The sequence below is a fragment of the Pikeienuella piscinae genome (assembly GCF_011044155.1).
Classification (GTDB): domain Bacteria; phylum Pseudomonadota; class Alphaproteobacteria; order Rhodobacterales; family Rhodobacteraceae; genus Pikeienuella; species Pikeienuella piscinae.
Genome location: NZ_CP049056.1, coordinates 3,835,132 through 3,855,881, shown reverse-complemented (window position 1 = coordinate 3,855,881; position 20,750 = coordinate 3,835,132). Strand labels below are relative to the sequence as shown.

The window sequence follows — 20,750 nt, the reverse complement described above, 5'->3', positions numbered from 1 at the left end:
CGCCATGCGCGCTCGCGGAATTGTCACGACGATACTGATGGTTACGGCGCTGGCGAGCGCCGCGCCCAGCGCCGTTTCCGCACAGGCTGCGAACAATGTTCTGAGGGTCGCCCGCGGCGCCGCTTCGGGCGACGTGAAGGTTTACATCAATCGCGCCATCGTTCTCGAAAGCGCGCAGCGCTTCGTCGAAGTCTCGATCGCGAACCCGGAGATCGCCGATGTCGCCGCGCTCTCGGATCAGACCATCTACATTCTCGGCAAGGCGCCCGGCGCAACGACGCTGACGCTGCTCGGCGACAATGGCCGGCTGATCACGAATGTCGACGTGCGGGTCACACCCGATCTTTCGGAATTCAAGCAACGTCTGCGCGAGGTTCTTCCGGGTGAGCCGATCGAGGTGCGCGAGGCGAATGGCGGCATGGTGCTTTCGGGCGCGGTTTCCGGCGCGCGCAAGGTCGAAACGGCGATGAGCCTCGCCCGCGCCTATTCCGGCGACAATGTCGCCAACCTCATGAATGTCGGCGGAACACAGCAGGTGATGCTGAAGATCCGCTTCGCGGAGATGCAGCGCTCGGCTTCGAAGAGCCTCGGCTTCAACATCAACGCCGTCTTCGGCGGAGGCGACGTGCGCGGCGTCGCCCGGTCCGGCTCCAATCTGGGCACGACGATCGACAGGGCGGTCGGCAACACCGTCGGCGTGCCGTCGGAGGCGTTCGGGCTCGGCCGCCTGATCTATTCGGCCGGCGGCGTCTTCCTCGACGTATTGCTCAACGCGCTGGAGCAGCAGGGGGTCGCGAGAACGCTGGCGGAGCCGAATCTCGTGGCGCTTTCAGGCGACACCGCGCAGTTTCTCGCCGGCGGAGAGGTGCCGATTCCGATCGCCGGTCAGGACGGAGAGATCACGGTCGAATTCAAACCCTTCGGCGTCGGACTCTCGTTCACGCCGACCGTGGTCGATGACGATCTGATCAATCTGGAGCTGGAAACCGAGGTCTCGGCGATCGACACCTCCATCCAGGTCGTCACCAACGGCATTTCAGTCTCCGGCTTCACGACGCGCCGCGCAAGCACGACGGTTGAGCTTCGCGATGGGCAGAGCATCGCGATCGCCGGACTGCTTCAGGAGAACTTCACCGACGGCAAGAGCCAGGTGCCGTTCCTTGGCGACATTCCCGTGCTCGGGACACTGTTTCGCAGCGCCAACTTCCAGCGCAACCAGACCGAACTCGTGATCATCGTGACCCCGGTCCTCGTGACGCCGGTCGATGGCGAGCAGCTTGAACTGCCGACCGACAGGGTGCAGCTCCCCAACGAGGACGAACTCTTCCTCCTCGGCAAGCTGGAAGGCGACTCGCCCACGCACGAAGTTGCGGCGCAGGGGCTTGACGGCGCTATCGGGTACGTTCTGGAATAGCGGCGATGCGGCTCCCCCTTTCCATCCCGGTTTCGGGCCTCGCGATGCTCGCTTTCCTTGTCGGCTGCGCGTCGGAAGCCGGCCGCACCCCCGGCGCGACGAGCTTCGGCGCGGCGCAACACAACAACGCCATCGCGCAATCGGCGGCGTTGCGTCAGGCCGGATATGTCGAGGAGGAGCGCGCACGTTTCATGGCGGCGGCGCCAGATACGGTGTATTTCGCGTTTAACCGTGCGGCGCTCGCCCCTCCCGCCCGCGCGGCGCTGGCCGCACAGGCGGCGTGGCTCATCGCTCATCCCGATGTGAGGGTGCGAATCAGCGGCCATGCCGATCTCATTGGCGGCGAACGCTACAATCAGGGCCTCGGCCTGACCCGCGCCCGCGCGGCCGCGCGCGTTCTGATTGATCGCGGCGTCGCGCCGGGACGCATCGACGCGGTCGAAAGCGAGGGCGAAAACGCGCCGATCGTGCCAAGCGAGACGCCGGAGCGGCTGAACCGCCGGGCGGTGACCGAAATCACCGGGCTGATGCGCGGCTATGTCGGCGACGGGCTGGATGGCGAACGCGCGAATCTGATGTATGGCCGTTACGCGTCTGATACGGTCGAGCCGCCGGCCAGTGCGAACACCACGACGGTAAGCGCGAGCGGAGGCGGGTGAGCAGGGCGCGAGCGCGTCGGCCCCACAGCCGGCGCTGACTGGAGATTCGCGATGCCGCTTGCTGAAGGCTGTCGGAAATCGTCGGCGCGCGCCCGGATTGGACGCACGCTGCGGCGCTTCTTCGCAAATCGATCGGCCAGCGTCACCGTCGATTTCGTCATCTCGATTCCGATCCTTCTCGCAGTGCTGGTGCTGACGTCGGAATACGGGCGCGTGCTGCAGATGCGCGCGACCCTCGACAACGCGGTGGCCGACGCGGCGCGCTATCTGAGTCGCGCGCCGCTCGATGAAACCGGGGAAGCCTTTCCGCCGAGCGTCGTCTCCGTCGCCAATCAGTTGATCACATCGCGGCTCAACACGTCTTATGTGGCCATCTCGAACCCGGTGATCGGCGCCGCCAGCAACGAAGCCGGCGGGTTCGCGACCGTCGGGCTTTCCGCGGCAGCGGGCGTCGCTTCCCCGATCCTTGGCCTTTTCTCGCTTGGCGGCGGGCCGCGCCAGACGGCGGACGGGTTAGCGCTCAAGGAGATCGAGGGCCTGATCGTCACATCCGCGGATACAGTCAGGTATTTCGGCCGATGAGCGCGCGGCGCTTCCTGAGGAATGTCGCGGGCGCGGCTTCGATCGAATATGTGATTCTGCTGCTGCCGCTCATCGCGCTCGTGTTCCTCTCCTTCCAGATCGCCCTCGCCTATCATTTCGCGCTGACCGCGCAGAAGGCCGTCGAACTCGGCGCGCGAATCGCGGCGGTGCGCGATCCGGTCAACACGGCCCTGCCGGCGGTCAACGAGCTCGCGCCAGACTCCGGCTTCTCGGCCGGCGACCCCTGCGCGCTCGGCGCCTGCCTTGCGCCCGCAGACGGCCCGTGGACCTGCTCCGGCGACAATCTCACCGGCGACTGCGACGCCACGGCCTTCGCGCAAGTCTTCGACGAGGTCGCCCGGGTCGCCTATCTGCTCGATCCGAGCGACCTCACGGTCACCTATTCCTATGGCGCGCTGGGATTCGCCGGCGGGCCGTTCACCCCGATCGTCGAAGTTTCGATTCGGGAGCGACCGTTTTTTCTGCAATTCTTCTTTAATCTCGCCTTCGGTTCGGGCGAAGATACGTCGCGAGAATTGAATCTGCCGGCCGTGGCGGCCTCCGCGATCGCCGAAGACCTCAGTTCGACGAACTGAAGCGAGACAAATCGGCTATCGTGGAAACGGCGGACCCGAAGGAGCGGATGTGCTGCTGAGAAGAAACCGGGAGACGCAGGCGGACGCCGTCGTCTCTTTCATCGGCGGAGACGGCCCGGCGGCGCTTGAGCCGCAACTTGATGCGGCGTTCGGGCGCAACGCGTGGATCGCGGCGGAGATTCGGATGGCCGCCGCCCCGGTGCGGGAGATCGCCGCCGAGGGCGGGCGTTTTCTGGTCATCGGGGTGACATCCGAGGCCGAGGCGGAGATCAAGGCGGCGCGCGAGTTGATCGCCCAGGCGAAGGCCGTGGGACTGAAGGTGATTCTCCTCGCGGAAAGCCTCAGCCCTTCGGCAATGCATGCGCTGATGCGCGCCGGGGCGGATGATTTCGCGCCGCTGCCGCTGCCCGCGACGGCGCTCGCCGAAAGCGTCGCGCGGTTGCGTTCGGGCGGTTCGGCGTCGTTCGGCGGCGGATCTTCGCGCCACGGTTCGGTCTACGCGGTCTACGGCGCCGCCGGCGGCGTCGGCGCGACGACATTCTGCGTCAATCTCGCGTGGGAGACGGCGCTGGAAGTGGCGAAGGCGGGCAAGCAGGTGGCGTTGCTGGATTTCAATTTCCAGTACGGCACCGTCGCCACCTATCTCGACCTGCCGCGGCGCGAAGCGATTTACGAGCTTTTGTCGGACACCTCGACGCTCGACGAGGAAGGCTTCAGTCAGGCGCTGGCGGAATACGCCGGGCGGATGTCGGTGCTTACGGCGCCGATGGATGTGTTGCCGCTCGACATCATCGGACCGGACGACGTGCGCACGATGCTGGGCCTCGCCCGCGCGAATTACGACTTCATATTCATTGACCTGCCGCAGACGCTGACCCATTGGTCGGACCTGGTGCTTACTGAAGCGGAAACCTTTTTCGCGGTCATGCAGACAGACATGCGCAGCGCGCAGAACATGCTGAGATTTCTGCGCGCCCTGAAGGCGGAGGATCTTCCCGTCGAGAACATATCGGTCGTGCTCAACCGGGCGCCGACCTTCACGGACATGAGCGGTCGGTCCCGCGCGCGGCGGCTGGAGCAGAGCCTCAGCGTGGATTTCGCAGCCCGCCTGCCGGATGGCGGCAAGCAGATCACCGCCGCCTGCGATCAAGGCGCGCCGCTGGCGCGCGCCGCCAAGGGGAACGCGCTCAGAAAGGAAATCCGGCGCATCGCGCGCGGGCTGGTCAAGTCCGCAGCCGCCGCCGCGCGCGCCGAAACCGGAGGGGCGAAATAGCGATGTTCAAGAAATACCGCACGACGCAGACCCCGCCTGCGCGGCCACAGCCGGAGCCCGTCACCCCTGCGGTCGCCATGAAACCGCCCGCGGCGCGGCGCCCGACGAGCGAGGAGCAGGCCGACGCGCGGCGACGGCGGCGCCTTCTGGATCTTCGCGTCACGATCCACCAGCGGCTTCTCGAGAGCCTCAATCTCGGCGCGATCGAGGATGCGCCAATCGCCGATCTGCGCCAGGAGATCGCCGCGATCAGCCGCGAAACGCTGACCGATATCGGCGTCGTCGTCAACGCGCAGGAGTTCGAGTCGCTGGTGAACGCGCTGGTCGACGAGGTCACGGGGCTCGGCCCGCTGGAACCGCTGCTGAAGGATCCGACCGTCACCGACATACTCGTGAACACCCATGAGCAGTGCTTCGTCGAACGGTTCGGCCGGCTGGAGCTGACCGAAGTGCAGTTCAAGGACGAGCGGCACCTGATGCGGGTGATCGACAAGATCGTTTCGGCGGTGGGCCGACGGGTGGACGAGAGCCAGCCCTGGGTCGATGCGCGCCTGAAGGACGGAAGCCGCGTCAACGCGATGATCCCTCCATGCGCCGTGGACGGACCGCTCCTCTCGATTCGCAAATTCTCGCGCACACCGTTCGATATTGAAAAACTGATCGAGTTCGGCACGCTCTCCGGCCACATGGCGCAGTATCTTCAGGCGGTCGTCAGCACGCGGCTGAACGTCCTCGTCTCGGGCGGAACCGGGTCGGGAAAAACGACGAACCTGAACGCGCTTTCGGCGTTCATCGCCAACAACGAGCGCATCGTCACGATCGAGGATACCGCCGAGTTGCAGTTGCAGCAGATGCACGTGGGACGGATGGAGAGCCGGCCGCCGAATATTGAGGGCAAAGGCGAGATCAACCAGCGCGACCTTCTGCGCAACGCGCTCCGGATGCGACCGGATCGGATCATCGTCGGCGAGGTTCGCGGCGGCGAGGTTCTGGACATGCTGCAGGCGATGAACACCGGCCATGACGGCTCGATGACCACGATCCACGCCAACAACCCGCGTGACGCGCTCGGCCGGGTCGAGAACATGGTCTCGATGTCGGGGATCGACATGCCGATGAAGGCGGTGCGCACGCAGATCGCCGCCGCCATCCAGGTTGTCGTCCAGGTTTCGCGGCTGTCCGACGGCGCGCGGCGCATGGTCTCGATACAGGAGATTACCGGGATGGACGGCGACATCGTCACGATGCAGGAGATTTTCCGCTTCGACCAGCAGACGATCGGCGACGACGGCAGCGTGATCGGCGAATTCACCGCGACCGGGATCCGCTCGCATTTCGCGGAGCGGTTCGCGCGGTGGGGCATCAAGCTCCCGCAAGACATTTTCATCCCCGCCGGGCGCAAGGCGGGCTGAGGAGCGATGCTGGGCCCGCTTCTCTATGCGATGATCTTCATCGGCGTCCTGATGATCGTCGAGGGCGTCTACCTGCTGATCTACGGCAAGAGCCACAGCCGCGAGTCTAAGGTGAACCGGCGGCTCAGGATGCTTCAGCAGGGCGCGGACCGAGAGGAGGTGCTGGTCAAGCTCAGGAAGGAGCGCGAGCGCCATCAGAACGCGCGCGGAGTTCCTCTCCTCTCCATCGTCTTTCACAAGGCGGCGCAGGCGAATATCGCCATCGCGCCGACAACCATCGTAGCCATCATGGCGGCGATCGCCGCCGTCGCCTTCATCGTGTTCTCCATCGGCACTTCGGCGTCGCTCGTCGTTCGCCTCGCGGTGGCGCTGGCGCTCGGCTATGCGACGGTCTTCCTCTGGCTGCGCAACCGCGCCAAGCGGCGGTTGCAGCTTTTCGAGGAGCAATTGCCCGACGCGATCGATCTCATCGTCAGAAGCCTTCGGATCGGCCATCCGTTCACCGCCGCCATCGGCATCATCGCGCAGGAAATGCCCGACCCGCTCGGGACAGAATTCGGCGTGATCTCCGACGAGAACGCCTACGGCATGCCGGTGACCGAAAGCCTTGACAGGCTGGCGGCGCGCGTGGATGTGCCGGATCTGCGCTATCTCGCCGTCGCGGTCACGATCCAGGTGCAATCGGGCGGCAACCTCGCGGAGATCCTCGACGGGCTCAGCCAGGTTGTGCGCGCCAGGTTCAAACTTTTCCGCAAAGTCGCCGCGATCACCGCGGAGGCGCGCTGGTCGGGTTGGTTTCTCTCGATATTTCCAATCATCGCGCTCTTGCTGGTGCAGATCGTGCAGCCGGATTACTATGACCGGGTGTCAGATCATCCGCTCTTCGCGCCCGGCGCTGCAATTGTCACCATCCTTCTGGTCGTGAACGTCTTTTTCATGCGCTGGATGGTGAATATCAGGGTCTGACATGCGCGCGTTCTTCGACCTCGCCTGGGATCGCGCGGTCGATCTTCTCGGCCCTTCCGGGCCGTTCTACGCAATCGCCGCGCTCGGGCTGATCCTGGCGCTGACGGCGCTGGCGATTCTGTTCCGCCGCCCTGTGGATCCGTTGGCGAGGCTCGACCGGCTGGACGGGGGCGAAGAGCCGAGCGAACTTTCAGGCGGCGCGGAATCGCTCCGGCTCGACCGCGAAAAAGTGCGTTTCGAAGCGCTTGCGCCCTATCTCGAACCTTCGGACGAGGGGCAGCTTTCCGAAGTCCGCGCCCGGCTTCTTCGGGCCGGCTACAGATCGCGCTCCGCCGTGCGGGTGTTCTACCTGACGCGGGCCGCGCTGACCGTGGGCATGGTCACTTTCGTTCTTCTGGTGATCTCCATCGCGCAGCCCCAGCCCGATCCGGTGCGGCTGGTGGTGGCGTCCAGCCTGGCCGGCATCTTCGGCTATCTCGCGCCGCCCTGGTGGATCGCGCGCCAGCGCCAACGCCGTCAAGGGGAGCTCGCGGACGGCTTTCCGGACGCGCTCGACCTGATGCTGGTCTGCGTCGAGGCGGGACAGTCGCTCGACCAGTCGATTCTCCGCGTCTCATCCGAGATCAGACAGTCGCACGGCGCGCTGGCGGAGGAACTGCACATCATCGCCACGGAGATGCGGGCCGGCAAGGACCGGGCGCAGGTGCTCAGGGATTTCGCCGACAGGGCGGGCGTCTCCGACATTTCCGCTTTCGTCACCGTTCTGGTGCAATCGGCGACCTATGGCACCTCGGTCTCCTCCGCGCTCAGGATCTACGCGGCGGAGATGCGCGACAAGCGTCTGATGCGGGCCGAGGAGAAGGCGAACACCCTACCGACCAAACTGACGCTTGGCACGATGTTCTTCACGGTTCCGCCCCTGATGCTGATCCTCATCGGCCCGTCGGTGATCGAGATCCTTCGCGCGCTAGCGAATTTCAACAGCCGATGAGAGCAGCGGCCGCCTTTTGGCTCTCGACCGCGATCGTGGCGGGATGCGCGCAGATCGACGCAGCCGCGCCGCCGCCGCCACAACCGAGCGATCCGGTCGAGCTCGGCAAGCGTTTGCTGGCCCAGAACCGGCCTGACCTGGCGCTCGATGCGTTCGAGCGCGGGATCTCCGACGTCGGAGGGGCCGAGGCGCTGACAGGAGCGGCGGTCTCGCTACTGAAGCTCGGGCGAGGCGGCGAGGCGCGGCGGCTGCTAGAGGCCGCGCTGGCGCGCGACCCCGATCTCGCCGTCGCCCGGAACGCGCTGGGCGTCTATCACTACGAGGCCGGGCGCTACGCCGCAGCGCTGGCCGAGTTCCGCCGCGCGGACGAGTTGACCGGCGGCGCGGACCCGGTGATCGCCCTCAATATCGGCGTCGCGGCGGCCGCTCTGGAGGATCGGGCCGGCGACAAGCCGAAACTGGACGCGTTCGACTATGATGTGATTCAATACGGCCACGGCGTCTATCGTCTTGTGCCGCGGGCGGCGGAAACCACCCGGGAGGAAAACAGCTCATGATCCCTCTTCGGACGGGCGCCCTCATCATCCTGCTCCTCTCAGGATGCGCGGGCGCGCTCGACGAACCGCCAGCGCTTTCCGCGCCTCAGGACGAGGGCGTGAACGTGATCGACGAGTCGAGCCTGAACGACCTGATGCTCACCCTTTCCGATCCTGAGGACGCGATCGCTTATTTCCAGCGGGCGCTGACGGAGGAGCCCGGACGCGCGGAGTTCCGCCGCGGCTATGCGCTGGCGCTGGCGCGCGCGCGCCGTCACGAAGAGGCGGTGCGGGCGTTCGAAGAGCTTGATCAGGAAGGACTCGCCACCGACAGAACGCTGATTGAAGAAGCGCACAGTCTCGCGCGGCTCAAGCGCTGGGAGGACGCGGAGGCGGTCATGGACCGCGTTTCGGGCTCCGCCGGGGGGCCGCGCCGCCATCTGATCGAAGCGATGCTCGCGGATCAGCGCGGCGACTGGGCCGCGGCGGACGCCGAATATGAACGGGCGCGGCGCGGTGCGGCGAACCCGGCGACGATCCTCAACAACTGGGGCGTAAGCCGAATGTCGCGAGGTGAGTTCAGAGCTGCTGAGAAGACGTTCGAGGAGGCGCTGTCCTACGACCCGCAGCTCTTCAATGCGAAGAATAATCTCGCCGTCAGCCGTGCGCTGCGGGGCGAATACCGCCTGCCGCTGGTGGCGATGAGCGAAGAGGAGCGGGCGATTGTCCTGCACAATATCGGCGTGATCGCGCTCCGGCGCGGCGACCGGGAGCAGGCGAAGGGTCTCTTCACCATGGCGGTCGCGGCGCATCCGCGATATTATCCGGAGGCGGCGGAGAAACTCGCCGCGCTTTCGGCCAATGTGATAAACTGAGCGGCGATGACGCTTTTTGCCGCCCTCGCCGCGCTGCTGATCGCGACGCCCTTCGCGCTTGCTGTGGCGCTCTGGGATCTCAGGCTGCTCATCATTCCGAACTGGTTGACCGGCGCCGCGGCGGCCGTCTTTCTCGGCTTCGTCTTTCTCACGCTGCCGCTCGAGACCGCGCTCTGGCGACTCGCGGGCGCGGCGCTGGTTCTGACGCTCGGATTTGCCCTCTATCTCTCCGGCGCGCTCGGCGGGGGGGACGCCAAGACGGCGGCGGCTTTCACGCCAATGATCGCGCCCGGCGACGCCGGGGTGGCGCTGGTCTTTCTCGCCGCTTCCGCGCTCATCTGGCTGGCCGTCATCTCGCTCTTGCGGTTGACGCCGCTGGGCGGCGGGACCTGGGCGGTCTGGTCGGCCCGCGGGCGGTTTCCCTATGGCGTCGCGCTGGCGACCGCGCTGCTCGCCTATCTGACGCTCGTCGCGTATCATGCATCCCTGCGCGGGACGATCCCACCCTGACGCGGCCGGGATCGCCGGAATCCGCCCGCCGCCGTGTTTGAGCGGTGCGCGTTTTGCGTGATTGGCGCTATCATGCGCGCGCCTGAGCGTATTGGGGATGTTTGAATGCGGTTTCTGATGCGAAGCCTCACCGGGTTCGCGCTTTTCGCCGCGGCGATCGGCCTCGTCGCCTGGGGCGGCTGGCGGTTCGCGGAGGTGATGACGGCGAAGACCGACGCACCAGCGCGCGGCGCGGCGGCGGAGCGCGTATTCACCGTCGATATCGGTCGCGTCGCGCTTGGACCGGAGCAGCCCGTCATCGCCGCCTACGGCGAGATCAGAAGCTGGCGGACGCTGGAACTGCGCGCCAGCGTCGCCGGGCGCGTCGTCGAGCTCTCCAACCATTTCCGCGACGGGGCCGAGGTCGCGGCCGGCGATCTTCTGTTTCGCATCGACCCTGAGGACTACGCCGCGCGCGTCGCCGACGCCGAAGCGGCGATCCGCGTCGCCGAGGCCGATCTCGCCGAAGCGCGCCAGGCGGTCGAAGTCGCGCGGTTGGAGGAGAGGGCCGCCAAAAACCAGCGCACCCTCCGGGAAAGCGGCCTGGAGCGGCGGCGGACGCTACTGGATCGCGGCGTCGCGACGCGCGCGGAGGTGGAGGAGGCGGAAATGGCGCTCGCGGCGATGGCGCAGGTCGTGGCGAGCCGGTCGCAGGCGCTGATCGCGGCGGAGATCCGCATCGAACGCGCCGCGCTTCAGTTGGAGCGCGAGCAGATCGCCGCGGCGGACGCGCGCCGCATCCTGGCGGAGACCGCGCATCGGGCGCCCTTCGACGGGTTGGTGAGCGAGGTTTCCGTCGTGCTTGGCGGACTCGTCGCCGCCAACGAAAAGCTTGGCGCACTGATCGATCCAGGCGCACTCGAAGCCGTGTTCCGCGTCTCCAACGCCGAGTTCACGCGGCTGCTCGATGACGACGGACGCATCCTTCACCTGCCGGTCGAGATACGGCTGAATCTGGACGAGAAACCGCTGACCGCGCCCGGCGTAATCGAGCGCGCGGGGGCAGTGATCGGCGCCGGCGAGACGGGGCGCCTGGTCTATGCGCGGCTTGATCTTTCTTCCGCGGCGCTGCTGCGTCCGGGCGATTTCGTTTCGGTCGCGATCCGGGAGCCGGAACTCGCCGACGTGGCGCGGTTGCCGGCGAGCGCGGTCAATCAGGGCGGCGAGATACTGCTGATCGATGGCGAGGACCGGCTGCGCCCGCTGATGGTGGAGGTGCTGCGCCGTCAGGGCGACGAGGTGCTTGTCGGCGGCGCGCCGGAGGGCGCGCGCTATCTTCGCGCGCGAGCGCCGCAACTTGGCGCCGGCGTCCGGGTCAAGGCGCTCGATGGAATCGACGGCGACAAGTCGGAGCCTCTGGTCAGTCTCGACCCCGACCGCCAGCGCCGGCTGATCGTCTATGTCGAGGGCGCGGCGCAAATGCCGATCGAAACCCGCGACCGGCTGCTTGAGGCGATCCGCTCCGGCCGGGCGCCAGCCGGGATGGTCGAACGGCTCGAAGCGCGGATGGGCCGGTCCGGATGAGCCCCGCCGGCGGCGGCGCTGGCGCCGGGCTCATTGGTTATTTCGTCCGCCACCGCACCGCGGCCAATCTCCTGTTGTTGCTGATGCTGGTCGGCGGGCTTTTCTCCGCGACGCAACTCAGAAGCCAATATCTTCCGGATTTCGTCATTGAACGGGTGAGCGTCACCGTCCTCTGGCCCGGCGCCGGACCCGAGGACGTCGACCGCGCCATCATCGCGCTGCTCGACCCTCCCCTTCTGACGGTCGAGGGCGTCACGGAAACATCCTCGACGGCGCGAGAGGGGCGCGCGACCGTCTCCCTCGAATTCGAGGAAGGCTGGGACATGGGCCGCGCGACCGAGGATGTGAAGTCGGTGGTGGACGCCATCGACACCTTCCCGGATTCGGCGGAAGAGCCGGTGGTGACGCGCGGCGCGTATCGCGACCGGGTGACCGACGTTGTGATTCATGGTCCGGTGAGCGCGGCGCAGCTCACCCGTTACGCCAGTGAATTGCAGACGCTGCTCTTTCAGGCGGGAATCACCCGGACGCGGCTCTATGGAGCGGAGAACCCGGTCATCCGCGTGGCGGCGCCGGAGGCGATGCTGATCCGCCATGGCGTGACGCTGGCCGAGATCGCGGCGGCGATCCGGGCCGAGACCGACAGCCGCCCGGCGGGCGAGGTCTCCTCCGGCGCCATGCGGATCAGGACTGGTGAGGAGCGGCGCGGCGCCGAGGAGATCGCCGCGATCCCGATCCGCACCGGGACCGGCGGCGACCGGCTGCTCGTCCGCGATGTCGCGAACGTCGAGATCGAGGGGGTGGAGAAAGGCGTCGCCTATTTCTGGGACCGGAACCCGGCGGTGTCGCTTCGGGTCGACCGGGCCGACCTCGGCGATTCGATCGCGATCCAGCATGAGGTGCAGCGGATCGCGGACAAGATGGCGGCGACTTTACCGGATGGCGTGAAGATCCGCCTGACGCAGGTTCGGGCCGAGGAGATCAGCGACCGGCTGGCGATCCTGCTCGACAACGGTTTGCTGGGCCTTGCGCTCGTCCTCGGCTTTCTCTTCATCTTCCTCTCTGCGCGCACGGCGTTCTGGGTGGCCATGGGCATTCCCGTCTCCTTCGCCGCCGCGATCGGCTTCATGTGGGTCGCCGGTATCACGCTCAACATGGTCTCGCTCTTCGCGCTGATCATCTGCCTCGGCATCGTGGTCGACGACGCCATCGTCGTCGGTGAGCACGCGGACCATCTGTCGGCATCCGGCCTCAGCGCAGCGCGTGCCGCCGAGCAGGGTGCGCTGAGAATGGCGGCGCCGGTCTTCGCCGCCACCATCACCACCATGATCGCCTTCGCGGGCATCACCTTCGTCACCGGCCGGTTCGGCTCGCTGATCCTCGACGTGCCGCTGACCGTTTGCGCGGTTCTGACCGCTTCGCTGGTCGAATGTTTCGTGATCCTGCCCGCGCATATGCGCCATGCGCTGGCCGGCAAGGCGGGCGCGCCCTGGTATGACGCGCCGAGCCGGGCGTTCAACCGGGGCTTCGGCTGGTTTCAAAAGCGGCTTTTCCACCCGTTCATGCTCCTTGTTCTACGCGCCCGCTATCCGGTTCTCGCGGCTGCGGTGGCGGCGGTTCTGGTCTCGGCGACGCTCTTTCTCGACGGCACGGTGAAATGGCGGTTCTGGGGCTCGCCCGAGATCAGCACTGTCAACGCCAACATCGCCATGCTGCCAGGCGCGACGCGGGCTGACACCAAGGCGCAGATCCGCGAGATGCAGGAGGCGCTGGAGCGCGTTAACCGCCGTTTCGAATCCGAACGCGGCGTCGCCGCGGTGGACTACGCCATCGCGAAGATCGGCGGGGGCGCCGGCTGGCGTGGGCTCGCCGGGGCGGACGCGAAGGATCCCGATCTTCTCGGCGGGCTTTCGGTCACGCTGATCGACCCCGATCTGCGGCCGTACACGCAATGGGCGTTTCTCGGCGCGTGGGAAGAAGAGATCCGTCGCCTGCCGACGCTGGAGACGCTGGCGCTCCGCGGCGGGCGGAGCGGACCCGGCGGGGATTCCATCGACGTCAAGCTCGCCGGGGCGGACGCCGCGACGCTGAAGGCGGCGGCGGAGGCGTTGAAGCTCGCGCTCTCGAACATACCCGTCGTCTCCGCTCTCGAAGACAGCCTCGCCTATGACAAGGGCGAGCTTTCGCTGAAGCTGACCCCGAAAGGCGAGGCGCTCGGGCTCTCGACCGAGAGCATCGGCCGCGAGTTGCGCAACCGGCTATCCGGCGTCGAGGCGGCGGAATATCTGCTGGACGGGCGCACCGCTACGGTCGAGGTTTCACTGCCGGAAGCGGAACTGACGGCGGATTATCTCGATCGCGCGCTGATCCGGGCGCCGGGGGGCGGTTTTCTTTCGCTCTCGGAAGTGGTGACGACCGAGACCCGATACGGGTTCTCGGCGGTGCGCCGCGAGAACGGGCTGCCGACGATCCGCGTCTCCGGCGACATTTCCGAGGACGACCCAGCCGCCGCATCGGCGGCGGAGGCGACGCTGCGTGACCTGATCCTTCCGGATATCGAAAGCCGGTTCGACGTAAAAACGGAGCTTTCCGGCCTCGCCGAGCAGGAACGGGATTTCCTCTCCGAAGCGACGATCGGCTTCATTTTCTGCGTCACCGGGGTCTATCTGGTGCTGGCGTGGATCTTCGCCTCTTGGGCCCGGCCGCTGGTGATCGTGCTGGCGATACCGTTCGGAATCGTCGGCACGCTCTGGGGTCATCACTGGTTCGCCATTCCGCTCACCATGTTCTCCATCGTCGGGATGCTCGGCATGGCCGGGATCATCGTCAACGACTCCATCGTGCTGGTGACGACGGCGGACGAATACGCGAAGCGCCGGGCGATCATTCCGGCCTTGGCGGCGGCGGCCTCGGACCGGCTGCGCGCTGTTCTGCTGACCACGCTCACGACCGTCGCGGGGCTGACGCCGCTGCTTTTCGAGAAGAGCCAGCAGGCTCAGTTCCTCAAGCCGACCGTGGTGACGTTGGTCTTCGGGCTTTCCTTCGGGGTGGTCCTCGTCTTGCTGGTGACGCCGGCGCTGGTCGCAATTCAGCACGACATCACCGCAGCGCTCCGCTCCGCCCGGCGCATGACGCGGCTGGCGCGTAAGGGGCTGAGCGAGCGGCGCCTGCCGGCTGAATAGGCCAGCCTCAGCGCGCGAGGATATCCCGCAGTTCGGTCATGTTCGCCCGCGCCCGGAGCATGTTCTGCGCCATCGCCGAGAGATGCGCCGGCGTGAACATGCCGTCCTCCCGCCCGTTCGAGACAATCAGCGGCGAAAGCGCGGCGGCTTCGGCGATATGCGCCTCCATCCGGTCCCAGACATCGTCCAGATTGCGCTGCTTCACCACGTCGGCGAAATCGACCCGCGCCGCCTGCATCAGCCCGTGATAGGCGTACATCCGCCCGCGCGCCTCGTGGAAATAATTGTCGGCGCGAAAATCGAACCAGCCGCGGCTGTTGCCGGTCGCCTCGATGAATTCATGCGTCTTGACGTCGTAGGACCGGCTCTGGCTGCGCTGCGATATCTGATCCACGGTGGAGCCCATCTCCTTCGTGATGCGGTCGAGGAGTTGGTAAAGATTGTCGGCGCGGGCGTCGAAGAGCGCATCGCACGCCGCCAGCCGCGCATTATACGCGTCAAATTGACGGATCGCGTTTCGATAGGAAGAGGCGGCGCTCGTGGCCAGAAGCGGCAGCCGCGCGTCGAACGGGTTGAACAACCATGTCCGCTCGTCAAGCTGCACGAGACCGCGCGCCGCTTCGAGATCGGGATCGGCGCCCGAAGTGCCGCGGACCCGGCCGAGCGTGTCGGTCAGTTCGAGCGAGAAACGTCGCACCGCGCCAAGCACGCCCTTCTGGAAACTCGCCTTGTTGTCGAAGAACGGCGTCGCTTCCCACGGCAGAACGAAAAAGAAGCCGAACTTGTACTGCGGAGTCGCGGGCGTCCAATCGTTCTGGTTGACCAGCATGTCGATCAGCGCCTGCTCGACGCGCACGATCTGGCTCGGCGCGCAGGTCTTCACCCCCGCCGTTCCGCTTTCAGGCTCTGTTTCAGCCCCGGCGGAGACCGGCGCGGCGTCCCCGATCACCGTTTGCGGATAGGAGAGATCTTCCCCCCTCACCCATGAGAACCGCCAGATCATCGTCCCGAGATAGATCAGCACGAAGAGCATGAGGAGCGGGCGAACGAAATAGAAGACGCGGCGGATGAGCCCGCGCCCGGCGAGATCGTCCCGGCGACCCTTCTTCGTCAGCCGGTGAAAGCCCAGAAAGCCGCGAATCCGGTCCCAAAACTCGACCAGCCAATCGAATAAACGCACCATCGCCCGGTCCTCGCCCACATCCGCTCTATGGCTTCAATATGGGCGGCATGGCGGCGCGGCGCAACGCAGCCTCTGCTCGCGCGCCTGTGGGCGCAAACCGGGATCAACTCGCAGGGCAACCCGCCACCGTGAGCGCCGGTCCCTCTGCCCGATCCAGCAGGGTGAGGCGCAGCGCTGACCGGTCGATCCATTCGCCGGGCGCGGCGCGCATCTCGCCCGTCGCGACTATCTCTCCCTTTTCCAGCCGGGTCTCCAGCGGCCCGAACCAGACGCCCTCCGGTCCTTCGGCGACGACAAGAGGGGCATGGACGGGGGCGGCGGCGAAAGCGAGGCGAGCGGTGAGGCGCTGCGCCTCGCCGACCCCTTCGATCGCGCAATGCGCCGCTTTCAGCCCGGCGCCGGACGCCGGCGCGGGTGTCGCTTCGAGCGCGGCGCGTATCTCCGCTTCCCCCTCCGCCGGGGCGCCGGGTTCGATATTCAGCGCGATATCGGCCCGGGCCGGAATGCAGATATCGTCGCAGACGCCGTAAAAGAGAGCGAGCGAGAGCCGCACCGGCCGCGTCGGGTCGTCCGGCGTCACCTGTAAAGGCAGCATCATCTCGTGCTCATAGCCGATGGTGCGCACCCCGTAGCTGTCAAAGACGATCGGCGCCGGCCAGGCGATCTTCACCGCGGCCAGGTTCTCCGACCCTGACCAATCGAATGTTGGCGGGATTCCAGCCTCGCCGGGATTGCGCCAATAGGTTTTCCAGCCCTCGGCGAGATCGACCCGGAGCGCGGCGATACGGGTTCCGTCCGACGCCGCCCAGCCAGAAACGAGTCGCGCCTCGGACTTCGCCGGGCCGGTGTCGACGAAGAACCCCTCGGCGGTCGCTTCCCGACCGTCCGGCGCGAGCAGCGCGAGCGCGACGGCGCATATCTGAAGGCCACGCCCGAAGACGCATTTCGATCGGTTCTTTCGGCCAGGCATACAGTCCCCTTGGCGAATCACGGGTGGGCATGCGGCACCATAGCCCCTCGCCACGTTACGGATTGTCACGTCTCAGCGACGGAGGACTTGATCGCGCCCCGCCGAGGCCGCACCTTATGGGTATGTCGAGCGATGATGAAAAGCGCGAGGCGGTCGCAATGGATGACGAAGCTGAGGATGCGGACGCGGGAGAGCCCGGTCTGAGCGGCAAGCTGCTGATCGCGATGCCGGCGATGGGCGATCCCAGATTCGAAAAGACCGTGGTCTATCTATGCGCCCATTCCGAGGACGGCGCGCTCGGCATCGTCGTCAATCGCCGGGTGGGCAATGTCAGCCGCGAGGATCTCTTCCGGCAGTTGGAGATCGAATGCGCCCAAGAAACCAGCGGCGAGCATGTCCACTATGGCGGCCCGGTCGAGACAGGGCGCGGTTTCGTCCTGCATTCCGCAGACTGGGGTCTGCCCGAAGCGACGCTGGAGGTCGATGACGAGATCTCGATGACCGCGACCATCGACGTGTTGAAGGCGATCGCCGCGGGCGACGGTCCGCGACTCTCGATGATCGCGCTCGGCTACGCCGGTTGGGGCGGCGGCCAGCTCGAAGGCGAATTGCGGCGGAACGGCTGGCTGACCTGCGACGCGGACGAAGAAATCGTCTTCGGCCACAATGACGGCGCGAAATGGCGCTCGGCGCTGACCAAGCTCGGGATCGATCCGGCGCTGCTTTCGGCCTCGGGCGGCTCAGCCTGAGGGCGCCTCGGGGCCGATACTCAGGTGTCTCTCATCTCCGCCGCGTCCGCGACCCTGCCCCGCCGGTCGCCACGGAGCGCCGCGTAGAGAACATGATCGCGCCACCGCCCGTCGATCTGCAGATAGGCCTGCGCCACCCCCTCGTATTTGAAGCCGACAGTCTCCAGCAGCGCGCGCGAGGCCGCGTTTTCCGGCAGGCAGCCCGCCTCCAGCCGGCTGAGACGCAGGTCGTCGAAGGCGAAGCGGCGCACTTCGCTCAGCGCCTCGCGCATGTAGCCGCGCCGCGCATGGGCGAGCGCGGTCCAGTAGCCGAGCGTCGCCGCCTCCGCCGGGCCGCGGCGCACATGGTCAAGCGTCACCGCGCCGACGAGCGCGCCATCCTCCTTCGTGAAGATCATGAACGGCCAAGCCCGGCCGAGCCGCATCGCTTTCCGCGCCCAGTGAACGCGCTGGCGAAAGGCGGCGCGCGTCAGATGATCGGGCGCCCAGGTCGGCTCCCAGGGTTTCAGATGCTCGCGGCTATCACGCCGCGCCCGCGCCCAGGCGGGAAAATCCGAGAGCCGGGGCGGGCGCAGGATCAGCCTTTCGGTCGGCAGCCGGGTCTCGCGCCTGACGCCGAACACCGGATCGCCGGATCAGGCCGCGAGCCGCGCGGTGAGCGCATCCAGACCCGGCGCCGTCTTCACCGGCCCGTACCAGGCCAATGTCGGATTCGCGAGCCGCGCGGCCGCGGCGCGGATATCGGCGACGGTCACCGCATCGATCTTCGCCATGGTCTTTTCGAGGTCCGGCGCTTCGCCCCAGATCATGAGCGAGCGCGCCAGCCGCTCGGCCCGCGCAGAGGGGCTCTCCAGCCCCATCACGATGCCGGCGCGCATCTGCGCGCGGGCGCGGTCAAGCTCATCCTGGCGTAGCGTGTCAGCGGCCTCCTTGATCACGTCGATGGTGAGTTCGGCCAGCGCCTTCGCCTCTCCGCCGCCGGTGCCGGCGTAGATCGTCAGCAGACCGCTGTCCTGATAGGCCCCGGCCTGCGCGAAGATTGTGTAGCAGAGCCCACGCTTCTCCCGCGCCTCCTGAAACAGCCGCGAAGACATGCCGCCGCCGAGCGCGACACTCATCAGTTGCATCGCGTGGTAGCCGTCATCGCGCCATGACGGCGCCTCGAACGCCATCGCCAAGTGCGCTTGTTCGAGTTTCTTCACCTTGCGCCTCTCGCCGCCTCGATAGGCGGCGGCGTCGCGAACGGGAACGGGAACGGGTTTGAGATGGCCGAACTGACGCTCCGCCTCCTTCAGCAGCGCGTCGTGATCGACAGCGCCGGCGGCGGATAGGATCATGCTCCCCGGGGCGTAATGGCGGGCGGTGAAACGACGCAGGTCGTCCTCGCTGAAGCCACGCACGCGCTCCGCCGGCCCCAGGATCGGCCGGCCAAGCGGCTGGCCGGGATAGGCCGTCTCCTGCAGCCAGTCGAAGATCACGTCATCGGGCGTATCGAGCGCCTGGCCGATCTCCTGCAGGATCACGCCGCGCTCCAGCTCAATCTCGTCGGGCGCGAAGACGGCGTTGGTCAGAATGTCGCCGATCAGATCGAACGCGAGCGGCGCGTCCTCCTTGAGCACGCGCGCGTAATAGGCGGTCGCCTCGCGGCTGGTATAGGCGTTGAGATGACCTCCCACATCCTCGATCGCCTCGGCGATGGCGAGGGCGGACCGTTTGCCGGTGCCCTTGAAGGCCATGTGTTCGAGGAAATGCGCGACGCCGTTTTCCGCCTCCTCCTCATGACGCGATCCCGCCGCGATCCAGACGCCGATGGCGGCGGATCCGAGACCGGGCATGGACTCTGTTATGACACGGAGCCCGTTGGGAAGCGTAGAAAGACGGATTGTCATGCGCGGGCTTTCTCGACGATCAGTCGTTTCAGGAAATCGGTATCGGCAGGCGCAACCGTAATCCGTTCCTCGCGTTCGTAAAGGTCCGCCATATGCTCCGGCAGGGCCGGGCGGCGACCGGTCGCAGCCTCGACCGCGTCGGGAAACTTCGCGGCGTGCGCGGTGGCGAGACCGACGGTCGGCCCGGAGTGAGCGATCGCGGCCCCGAGGCCGATGGCCGAGTGCGGACAGAAGAGATGACCCGTCTCGGCGGCGAAGCGGCCGATGAGGGCGGCGACTTCATCCTCGTCGAAACGCGCCGAATCGAACTCCGCCCGAAGCCGGTCCAGCGCGCCTTGGGACAGCGTGAAGCCGCCCTGGTTCCCGGTGAGATCACGCATCAGCCGCGCGACGGCCTCCCCCTCCCGGTCATGCAGATCGAAGAGCAGCCGCTCGAAATTCGAGGAGACCTGGATGTCCATCGAAGGCGAGGTGGTCGGCGCGACCCCGCGCTTTTCATGCGCGCCGGTCTGCACCGTCCGATGCAGGATGTCGTTGCGATTGGTCGCGATGATCAGTCGGTCGATCGGCAGCCCCATGCGTTTCGCGACATATCCCGCATATATGTCGCCAAAATTGCCGGTCGGGACGGCGAAGCTGATCGGCCGGGAGGGCGCGCCGAGCGCGACGGCGGCGGTGAAGTAATACACCGACTGCGCCAGCACCCGCGCCCAGTTGATCGAATTGACCGCTGCGAGACGCATCTTGTCGCGGAACGCGTGATCGTTGAACATCGCCTTCACGGCGGCCTGGCAATCGTCGAAATCACCCTCGACCGCGATGGCGTGAACGTTCGCTTCCGCCGGCGTCGTCATCTGCCGACGCTGGACCTCCGAGACCCGCCCATGCGGATAGAGGATGAAGATATCTGCGGCCTCCATGCCCCGAAACGCCTCGATCGCCGCCGACCCGGTGTCGCCCGAAGTGGCGCCGACGATGGTGACGCGCGCGCCGCGCCGCGTCAGAGCCGCTTCGAACATCTGCCCGATCAACTGCATCGCCACGTCCTTGAAGGCGAGCGTCGGACCATGATGCAGCTCCAGGGCCCAGGTCTCCTCGCCGACCTGAAGAAGCGGCGCGCGCAGACGATGATCAAACCCGGCGTAGGCGCGTTCGATCAGCACGCGAAACGCATCGTCGGCGAAAGCGCCGCCAATGAAGGGGCGCATGACGCGGAAAGCGATCTCCTCGTAGGCGAGCCCGGCCAGCCCTGCGATCTCGTCCGCGTTCATTCGCGGCCAGCTTTCGGGCACAAAAAGTCCCCCGTCGCGAGCCAGCCCGGCGAGCATCGCGTCTTCGAAATGCAGCGGCGCGCCGCCGCCCCTGGTGGAGGTATAGCGCATCGTGTCCTCGTCCTTGTC

General features: G+C 66.8%; 19 protein-coding genes. 14 read left to right on the top strand and 5 right to left on the bottom strand.

Going from position 1 to position 20,750, the window contains the following annotated elements:
• The first annotated feature begins 4 nt into the window (after positions 1-4).
• The 13 genes from G5B40_RS18345 (at position 5) to G5B40_RS18285 (ending at position 14,559) form a co-directional block, all read left to right on the top strand.
• Positions 5-1,414 carry a type II and III secretion system protein family protein gene (locus G5B40_RS18345; RefSeq protein ID WP_246209621.1) on the top strand — a complete coding sequence of 470 codons (1,410 nt, stop codon included), beginning with the start codon at positions 5-7 and terminating at the stop codon, positions 1,412-1,414.
• 5 nt (positions 1,415-1,419) lie between these two features.
• Positions 1,420-2,073: an OmpA family protein gene (locus tag G5B40_RS18340; protein WP_165101751.1), complete on the top strand. Its 654-nt coding sequence runs from the start codon at positions 1,420-1,422 to the stop codon at positions 2,071-2,073.
• A 51-nt stretch (positions 2,074-2,124) separates the two neighbouring features.
• Entirely contained in the window at positions 2,125-2,655 is a 531-nt protein-coding gene (locus tag G5B40_RS18335; protein ID WP_165101749.1) for a TadE/TadG family type IV pilus assembly protein, read from the top strand.
• Positions 2,652-3,251 (top strand): TadE/TadG family type IV pilus assembly protein, encoded by a 600-nt coding sequence (locus tag G5B40_RS18330; RefSeq protein WP_165101747.1) that lies wholly within the window; start codon positions 2,652-2,654, stop codon positions 3,249-3,251. The genes G5B40_RS18335 and G5B40_RS18330 overlap by 4 nt, the downstream gene beginning before the upstream one ends.
• A 49-nt stretch (positions 3,252-3,300) precedes the next feature.
• Complete coding sequence (locus G5B40_RS18325; RefSeq protein WP_165101745.1) at positions 3,301-4,524, top strand: CpaE/TadZ family protein; 1,224 nt, start codon at positions 3,301-3,303, stop codon at positions 4,522-4,524.
• Positions 4,525-4,526: 2 nt separating this feature from the next.
• Positions 4,527-5,936: a TadA family conjugal transfer-associated ATPase gene (locus tag G5B40_RS18320; protein ID WP_165101743.1), complete on the top strand. Its 1,410-nt coding sequence runs from the start codon at positions 4,527-4,529 to the stop codon at positions 5,934-5,936.
• A gap of 6 nt (positions 5,937-5,942) precedes the next feature.
• Positions 5,943-6,902: a type II secretion system F family protein gene (locus tag G5B40_RS18315; RefSeq protein WP_165101741.1), complete on the top strand. Its 960-nt coding sequence runs from the start codon at positions 5,943-5,945 to the stop codon at positions 6,900-6,902.
• 1 nt (position 6,903) lies between these two features.
• The gene (locus G5B40_RS18310) at positions 6,904-7,893 is read left to right on the top strand and encodes a type II secretion system F family protein (RefSeq protein ID WP_165101739.1); all 990 of its coding nucleotides are present in this window, start codon (positions 6,904-6,906) and stop codon (positions 7,891-7,893) included.
• Positions 7,890-8,450: a tetratricopeptide repeat protein gene (locus G5B40_RS18305; RefSeq protein ID WP_165101737.1), complete on the top strand. Its 561-nt coding sequence runs from the start codon at positions 7,890-7,892 to the stop codon at positions 8,448-8,450. Before G5B40_RS18310 ends, G5B40_RS18305 begins: the two co-directional genes overlap by 4 nt.
• On the top strand, positions 8,447-9,304 hold the full coding sequence (locus G5B40_RS18300) for a tetratricopeptide repeat protein (RefSeq protein WP_165101735.1): 858 nt from the start codon (positions 8,447-8,449) through the stop codon (positions 9,302-9,304). Before G5B40_RS18305 ends, G5B40_RS18300 begins: the two co-directional genes overlap by 4 nt.
• 6 nt (positions 9,305-9,310) lie before the next feature.
• Positions 9,311-9,814, top strand: coding sequence for a prepilin peptidase (locus G5B40_RS18295; RefSeq protein ID WP_165101733.1), 504 nt, complete (start codon positions 9,311-9,313; stop codon positions 9,812-9,814).
• Positions 9,815-9,919: 105 nt separating this feature from the next.
• Positions 9,920-11,377, top strand: a complete 1,458-nt coding sequence (locus tag G5B40_RS18290) for an efflux RND transporter periplasmic adaptor subunit (protein ID WP_165101731.1) — start codon at positions 9,920-9,922, stop codon at positions 11,375-11,377.
• Positions 11,374-14,559 (top strand): efflux RND transporter permease subunit, encoded by a 3,186-nt coding sequence (locus tag G5B40_RS18285; RefSeq protein WP_165101729.1) that lies wholly within the window; start codon positions 11,374-11,376, stop codon positions 14,557-14,559. Before G5B40_RS18290 ends, G5B40_RS18285 begins: the two co-directional genes overlap by 4 nt.
• A 7-nt stretch (positions 14,560-14,566) precedes the next feature.
• Here the strand turns inward: G5B40_RS18285 and G5B40_RS18280 are convergent, their stop codons facing one another.
• Together G5B40_RS18280 and G5B40_RS18275 are read right to left on the bottom strand one after the other, a co-directional pair.
• Positions 14,567-15,742, bottom strand: coding sequence for a DUF2333 family protein (locus G5B40_RS18280; RefSeq protein ID WP_165101727.1), 1,176 nt, complete (start codon positions 15,740-15,742; stop codon positions 14,567-14,569).
• Between the two features lie 103 nt (positions 15,743-15,845).
• Positions 15,846-16,712 (bottom strand): protein-disulfide reductase DsbD domain-containing protein, encoded by an 867-nt coding sequence (locus G5B40_RS18275; protein ID WP_165101725.1) that lies wholly within the window; start codon positions 16,710-16,712, stop codon positions 15,846-15,848.
• 158 nt (positions 16,713-16,870) lie between these two features.
• Between G5B40_RS18275 and G5B40_RS18270 the strand changes: the two genes are divergently transcribed.
• Entirely contained in the window at positions 16,871-17,461 is a 591-nt protein-coding gene (locus G5B40_RS18270) for a YqgE/AlgH family protein (protein ID WP_165101723.1), read from the top strand.
• A gap of 20 nt (positions 17,462-17,481) precedes the next feature.
• On the opposite strand, the gene G5B40_RS18265 is transcribed toward G5B40_RS18270, so the two are convergent.
• From G5B40_RS18265 to thrC, 3 genes are read right to left on the bottom strand one after another with little or no spacing between them, the layout of a single operon-like run.
• Positions 17,482-18,084, bottom strand: coding sequence for a GNAT family N-acetyltransferase (locus tag G5B40_RS18265; RefSeq protein ID WP_165101721.1), 603 nt, complete (start codon positions 18,082-18,084; stop codon positions 17,482-17,484).
• 12 nt (positions 18,085-18,096) lie between these two features.
• Positions 18,097-19,350: a M16 family metallopeptidase gene (locus tag G5B40_RS18260; protein WP_165101719.1), complete on the bottom strand. Its 1,254-nt coding sequence runs from the start codon at positions 19,348-19,350 to the stop codon at positions 18,097-18,099.
• The gene (thrC, locus tag G5B40_RS18255; RefSeq protein ID WP_165101717.1) at positions 19,347-20,732 is read right to left on the bottom strand and encodes a threonine synthase; all 1,386 of its coding nucleotides are present in this window, start codon (positions 20,730-20,732) and stop codon (positions 19,347-19,349) included. Before thrC ends, G5B40_RS18260 begins: the two co-directional genes overlap by 4 nt.
• Positions 20,733-20,750: the final 18 nt, after the last annotated feature.

What these genes read in the sequence shown, in the direction of transcription:
- G5B40_RS18345 (WP_246209621.1), top strand. Translation starts at nt 5, where the DNA reads ATGCGCGCTCGCGGAATTGTCACGACGATACTGATGGTTACGGCGCTG.
- G5B40_RS18340 (WP_165101751.1), top strand. Translation starts at nt 1,420, where the DNA reads ATGCGGCTCCCCCTTTCCATCCCGGTTTCGGGCCTCGCGATGCTCGCT.
- G5B40_RS18335 (WP_165101749.1), top strand. Translation starts at nt 2,125, where the DNA reads ATGCCGCTTGCTGAAGGCTGTCGGAAATCGTCGGCGCGCGCCCGGATT.
- G5B40_RS18330 (WP_165101747.1), top strand. Translation starts at nt 2,652, where the DNA reads ATGAGCGCGCGGCGCTTCCTGAGGAATGTCGCGGGCGCGGCTTCGATC.
- G5B40_RS18320 (WP_165101743.1), top strand. Translation starts at nt 4,527, where the DNA reads ATGTTCAAGAAATACCGCACGACGCAGACCCCGCCTGCGCGGCCACAG.
- G5B40_RS18315 (WP_165101741.1), top strand. Translation starts at nt 5,943, where the DNA reads ATGCTGGGCCCGCTTCTCTATGCGATGATCTTCATCGGCGTCCTGATG.
- G5B40_RS18310 (WP_165101739.1), top strand. Translation starts at nt 6,904, where the DNA reads ATGCGCGCGTTCTTCGACCTCGCCTGGGATCGCGCGGTCGATCTTCTC.
- G5B40_RS18305 (WP_165101737.1), top strand. Translation starts at nt 7,890, where the DNA reads ATGAGAGCAGCGGCCGCCTTTTGGCTCTCGACCGCGATCGTGGCGGGA.
- G5B40_RS18300 (WP_165101735.1), top strand. Translation starts at nt 8,447, where the DNA reads ATGATCCCTCTTCGGACGGGCGCCCTCATCATCCTGCTCCTCTCAGGA.
- G5B40_RS18295 (WP_165101733.1), top strand. Translation starts at nt 9,311, where the DNA reads ATGACGCTTTTTGCCGCCCTCGCCGCGCTGCTGATCGCGACGCCCTTC.
- G5B40_RS18290 (WP_165101731.1), top strand. Translation starts at nt 9,920, where the DNA reads ATGCGGTTTCTGATGCGAAGCCTCACCGGGTTCGCGCTTTTCGCCGCG.
- G5B40_RS18285 (WP_165101729.1), top strand. Translation starts at nt 11,374, where the DNA reads ATGAGCCCCGCCGGCGGCGGCGCTGGCGCCGGGCTCATTGGTTATTTC.
- G5B40_RS18280 (WP_165101727.1), bottom strand. Translation starts at nt 15,742, where the DNA reads ATGGTGCGTTTATTCGATTGGCTGGTCGAGTTTTGGGACCGGATTCGC.
- G5B40_RS18275 (WP_165101725.1), bottom strand. Translation starts at nt 16,712, where the DNA reads ATGCCTGGCCGAAAGAACCGATCGAAATGCGTCTTCGGGCGTGGCCTT.
- G5B40_RS18270 (WP_165101723.1), top strand. Translation starts at nt 16,871, where the DNA reads ATGGATGACGAAGCTGAGGATGCGGACGCGGGAGAGCCCGGTCTGAGC.
- G5B40_RS18260 (WP_165101719.1), bottom strand. Translation starts at nt 19,350, where the DNA reads ATGACAATCCGTCTTTCTACGCTTCCCAACGGGCTCCGTGTCATAACA.
- thrC (WP_165101717.1), bottom strand. Translation starts at nt 20,732, where the DNA reads ATGCGCTATACCTCCACCAGGGGCGGCGGCGCGCCGCTGCATTTCGAA.